Source organism: Bacillus cereus group sp. N31 (genome assembly GCF_016483245.1).
Taxonomy (GTDB): Bacteria; Bacillota; Bacilli; order Bacillales; family Bacillaceae_G; genus Bacillus_A; species Bacillus_A toyonensis.
In genome coordinates this window covers 1-234 of sequence record NZ_JAEHCH010000126.1, presented here as the reverse complement: position 1 = coordinate 234, position 234 = coordinate 1, and the positions used below count along the sequence as shown (strand labels likewise).

Here is a 234-nt window from a genome sequence, read left to right as displayed (position 1 = left end):
CGAGCGGCTCAAACCCTCTACGCGCTGCGCCAAGTCGTTCACCTGCCCGCTCAAGCTCTGCACCTGCTGCGACAGGGCCATGTTCTCTGTCTGGCTGCGCTCGTACTGCCCCTGCAAGGTCGCGGCAGCTTCGGCCCACAGCTTCGAGCCCTTCGCGTGCTCGATCCGCATACTTTGCAAGGTCTCGGCGAAACTGCTCAGCTGCTGCTCGTGCTCGCTCTGTAAACTCTGCAA

1 protein-coding gene is annotated in these 234 nt (G+C 62.4%); it reads right to left on the bottom strand.

The genetic code is table 11. The features are described from left to right. A partial coding sequence (locus JDS81_RS30085) for an MbeD/MobD family mobilization/exclusion family protein (RefSeq protein WP_374221164.1) occupies positions 1-234 on the bottom strand: 234 nt, incomplete at its 3' end.